The sequence below is a fragment of the Nonomuraea sp. NPDC003201 genome, from assembly GCF_053590415.1.
In genome coordinates this window covers 1-4,218 of the sequence record NZ_JBSFTC010000552.1, presented here as the reverse complement: position 1 = coordinate 4,218, position 4,218 = coordinate 1, and the positions used below count along the sequence as shown (strand labels likewise).

Sequence of the window (4,218 nt, the reverse complement as noted above, 5' to 3'; positions counted from 1 at the left end):
GCCGGCCGGGAGGCGGTGCGGCAGGCGGCGGCCGGGCTGCCAGAGGAGCTGCTGGAGCGGGTCTCGGCGGCGTATGGGGGTGACATCGCCGCCGAGGAGGTGATCGTCACGCCGCTGCCGGCGGTGGGACAAGGGCCGGCGTTGCCGCCGCCGTACGCCTCGCCGGAGCAGCTCGTACGCGCGGTGAGCGCCCACGAGGTGGACCCGCACACGTACGAACGCCTGCTGGCCGGCCTGGTCGAGTGGTCGCGGCGGGCGCCCGATGCGCTGCGCGAGGCGTTACGTCCCTGGCTGGAGCCGTTCGATTCGATCTTCTTCGGTCACAACCGCGAGGACCCGGTCCATGCCGTGCGCCGGGCGTTCCTGGCGTTCGCCGCGCCCGGGGCCGCGGATGCGCTGCCCAAGGACGCCATCCGGCAGCCGCCGACCCTGGGCGGGTTCAAGCAGCTCTACTTCGGCCGCGCGGCCGAGCTCGCGCGCTCGTTCGAGGAGGGCGGCGGCTACCCGGTCCTGCTGGCCACGCCCACGGCGGGCAGCGGCCACGTCGATCCCGGGGTGCTGCTCGACCGCCTCGAGCTGCTGGAGGCCGCCGGGGTGCGGGCACTGCCCGGCGACCTGGTCCAGGCCTTGCTGCGGCTGCCCCGCGACCTCCCCGACGGGTGCGTGCGGCGGGCGCGGCGGTTGACCTCCGAGGCGGGCCGCGCGTGCGCCGCCTGGATGCGCGACGGCGGGGCCCCCGATCCGCGGGTGACGGTTCACCTGCGCACCGAGCGCAACGGCTACTACCTGTCGGGTATGCCCGCCCTGCGCCCCGTGCTGGACGTGCCGGACGATCTTCCCGAGGAGCTCCGCCCGCTCTACCGGCCGGAGACCGGCTACGCGTTCACGCTCGAGTGGTGGCCGCTCGCCATGCCCTCGCACCCGGAGATCGTGGCCGCGCACATGGTCTGGATGATGTCGATCTGCATCGACTCCAGCGAGGCGCAGACGCAGTCGCTGGTCGGCTTGGCCCACGCCGACGGGCCGCTCGGCAGCGCCGTGGCGCACGCGCTCGCCTGCGGCATGGGTCACGAGAACGCCACCGACCGCGCCGCGGCCACCGACGCCCTCCTGACGCTGGCCGCCCGCGGCCGGGTGCCGGCGCAGGCGCTGGCGGAGACGCTCACCAAGCTGATCGTCGAGGGGTTCCTCAAGCTCAACCGGGTGGTGTCGGTGCTCGACGACGCCACGCAGGCCGGCGCGCACGAGGCGGTGTGGGAGGTGGTCGTGCGGCTCCTGCCCGGGCTGCTGCCCCAGGAGGGCGAACGGCCCCGCGCGGGCGCGGCCGACCTGCTGGCGGCAGGGGCTCGGGCGGCCAGGATCGCCGGCGTGCGGGCCGAGCTGCCGGACGTGGCGGCGGTGGCGGCCCGCAAGGGGTCGAGCAGGCTGGTCCAGGAGGCGCGGCGGCTGCAGCACCTGATCGCCCTCCCTAAGAAATCTACTTTGTAAAGGCGCCGGGGCTGATGATCATCTTCGATCCCACACAGAACAGCCTTGTCGGCAAGGTCGAGAAGCTGCTGTCGCCTGCCACCGTCGTCGGGTGGCGGCGGCTGGAGCCCTGGGCGGTCGCGCGGGCGGAGCTGAGCGGCTCGCACGGCTCGGTGATCGTGAAGTGGATGCGGCCTCATGGGCCCGGTCCCGACCGTTCGGAGTCGTGGCGGCTGCGGAGCGAGGTGGCCGCCCTGGGATTCCTGTCCGAGGAACTCGGCGTGCGGCTGGCGCCGCGGGTGGTGGCCGCGGATCCGGCGGCGGGGCTGGTGGTGCTGGAGGATCTGGCGCCGCGGGTGCCGTTGGACGGCCTGCTGCGGGCGGACGGGGCGGTGGCGCACGGGGAGCGGCTGGCGGCGTTCGCCCGGGTGCGCGGTGAGCTCAACGCCGTGACCGCCGGCCGGGCGGAGGTCTATTACGCGCGCAGGGCGGCTCTGGGGGCGTTCGATCGGGTGGCGGACTGCGCGGGGAGGTTCGCCGGGTTCCGGGAGGAGGGGCGGTTGCAGGTCGCGGCCTTGGGGGTGGAGGTCGCCGGTGGTGCTGAGCGGGAGCTGGCGGTGGTGCTGGAGGAGCTGGGGGATCCGGGGCCTTTTCTGGCGTTGAGCAACGGGGACCCGGAGGCGAACAACGTTCTGGTGCGGGCGTCGGGGGCGCCGGACGCGCGGGTGATCGATTTCGAGTTCGCCGGGTTCACGCATGCGCTGCATGACGCGGTCTGCCTGTACGTTCCGGGTCCCGCGTGGCTGTCGGTAGACGGAGGGATGGGGGAGGCGTATCGGCGGGCTCTGGCCGTGGGGGTGCCGGAGGCGGAGGATGATCGGCGGTTCGGGTTCGGGCTGGCGGCGGCGTGCTTCTCGTACGTTTTGCTGCGGTTGCAGCGGTTGTCGCAGGTGGATGGGCGGGCGGCGGGTGATGACAGCCGGGTGCAGCTGGTGGCGACGGTGGAGGCGGCGGCCCGGGTGGCGGAGTCGTTCGGCGTGCTGCTGGGGCTGGCCGGGTGGGGGTGGCGGGTGGGCGAGGCGCTGCGGCGGCGGTGGCCGGACGCGGATGTGGACGTGGCGGAGTTACCGCCGTTCGCGCCGCGCCGCCGGTGAGAGGCCGTCCGTGGTGCACCGGTGGCTCGCACGGGGTGCGTGGTTGCGGTGGTGGCGCGTCGGGCCGCGTGGGCAAGGTGGCGCGAGTGGGTGCGGTTGCCCGGGTTTTATCGGCCTGCGGGGGTGCGCCCGTCGGTGGTCCGTCGTGCCGTGTGCGTGTGTTGCGGCAGGCGCGGGTGCGGCTGCCCGCGGCATGGCGGCGGCATGGCGGCGGCGCAGGTCGGCTGGTGCGGCGTCGCGGTAGCGCGGGTCGGCTGCTGCGGCGGTGCGGTGGGAGTGGGGGCGGGAGCGGGTCGTCTGAGGTGTAGTGGTCCCGGTGGGGACGGCCGTGCCCGGTATTGCCTGCGTGGCGTGGCAGGTCGTGCCGGAGGGGCCGTCCCTGGTGCGGGAGCGCAGACGGGGGTTGCGCTGCCGGTCGACGATGATCGCGGTGGTCAGCCCGTCCGGTGCGGGGTCAGGCGGTGATGTCGGCTTCGATGTGGGTGACTGCGGTGATGGCGCCGTAGGCGAGCAGGAAGACGGTGCAGTGGTCGCTGAAGCGGCGGTCGGTGGCGCGCCAGGCGGCGACGTGCTCGTCGGTGATGGCGTGCGGCGCCAGACCGGCGAGGATCGCGACCCGCGCCCCCGCCCGCTCGTCCGGTGTCAGGCCCGCCAGCGGCCGGTCGAGCCCGTCGCCGACCGGCAGGCGGCGGCCCCGGTGCTCGGCGATCACCTCGGCCGTCACGTCCGCGGCCTCAGGGGTGAGCAGGCCGGCGCCCTGGGCGGCGGTGGCGGTGAGGGCGGCGTACGCGGCGCCGATCGGGTGGTCGGCGGCCCACGGCGGGGGTGGCGCGGTGGGCAGGCCGTCCAGCAGGGGGAGCGTGGCGCCGGGGCGCAGGTCCTGGTCGAGCGGGCGCAGGACGGGGGCGCCGTCGAAGGGCGGTTCGTCGTCGGGGGACAGGGTGCCGGGGGTCAGCCCGGCGGGCAGCATGGCGGCCGCGACCCGGTCGACGAAGTGCGTGAACAGGAGCGTGCCGAGGAGTTCGGCGGCTTCGGGCCCGGCGCGGAACGGTGGCCGTTGCGGTTCCCGGGCGGCCACTCCGGTGGAGGCGGCCCAGTCCAGCAGGGCGGCGAGCCTGGCGTCGGCGGGCGGGTCGCCGCGTTCGATGGACTCGGCCAGGTGCGGCTCGCCCAGCAGGCGCAGCACCGACAGGAACGCCTGGACGTCGTAGTCGAGGTCGTTGGCCTGCGCCGCGCCCAGCGCCACGACGGCCTTCTCCAGCGCCGGGACGTCGCCGGCCAGCTGACTCTCGCGCATGAGCGACCAGCCCGCGGCCATGAGCTCGGGGGAGGGCGACATCATCATCACGGCCGGGCCGATGCTGCTGAACTCGGCGTTGACCTGCGCGTACACCTCGGCCACCACGCCGCGGGCGCGGTGCGGGAGGACGGGGGTGATGTGCCGTACCAGGGTCGATGACATGGGGCGATGCCTTTCTTCCGGATGAGGTGTCGAGCATCGCGGTCCGGGCGTGGTGGTGTCGTCGTCCTGGTGACGTCACCTCCCTATACTCCCCGGGGGGTATCGGGAGGTGCGGCTACGGCGGGTGGAGTACGG

Annotated in this window: 3 protein-coding genes; 2 read left to right on the top strand and 1 reads right to left on the bottom strand. The window is 74.7% G+C overall.

Annotated elements, in window-relative coordinates; all coding sequences use genetic code 11:
- Together ACWDX9_RS60475 and ACWDX9_RS60470 are read left to right on the top strand one after the other, a co-directional pair.
- Positions 1 to 1,488, top strand: a 1,488-nt coding sequence (locus tag ACWDX9_RS60475; RefSeq protein ID WP_449972963.1) for a DUF7825 domain-containing protein, incomplete at its 5' end; no start/stop codon positions are given.
- A 14-nt stretch (positions 1,489 to 1,502) separates the two neighbouring features.
- The gene (locus ACWDX9_RS60470; protein WP_449972961.1) at positions 1,503 to 2,621 is read left to right on the top strand and encodes a phosphotransferase; all 1,119 of its coding nucleotides are present in this window, start codon (positions 1,503 to 1,505) and stop codon (positions 2,619 to 2,621) included.
- A gap of 454 nt (positions 2,622 to 3,075) precedes the next feature.
- On the opposite strand, the gene ACWDX9_RS60465 is transcribed toward ACWDX9_RS60470, so the two are convergent.
- Positions 3,076 to 4,083, bottom strand: coding sequence for a hypothetical protein (locus ACWDX9_RS60465; protein WP_449972959.1), 1,008 nt, complete (start codon positions 4,081 to 4,083; stop codon positions 3,076 to 3,078).
- Between the last annotated feature and the right edge of the window lie 135 nt (positions 4,084 to 4,218).

What these genes read in the sequence shown, in the direction of transcription:
- ACWDX9_RS60465 (WP_449972959.1), bottom strand. Translation starts at nt 4,083, where the DNA reads ATGTCATCGACCCTGGTACGGCACATCACCCCCGTCCTCCCGCACCGC.
- ACWDX9_RS60470 (WP_449972961.1), top strand. Translation starts at nt 1,503, where the DNA reads ATGATCATCTTCGATCCCACACAGAACAGCCTTGTCGGCAAGGTCGAG.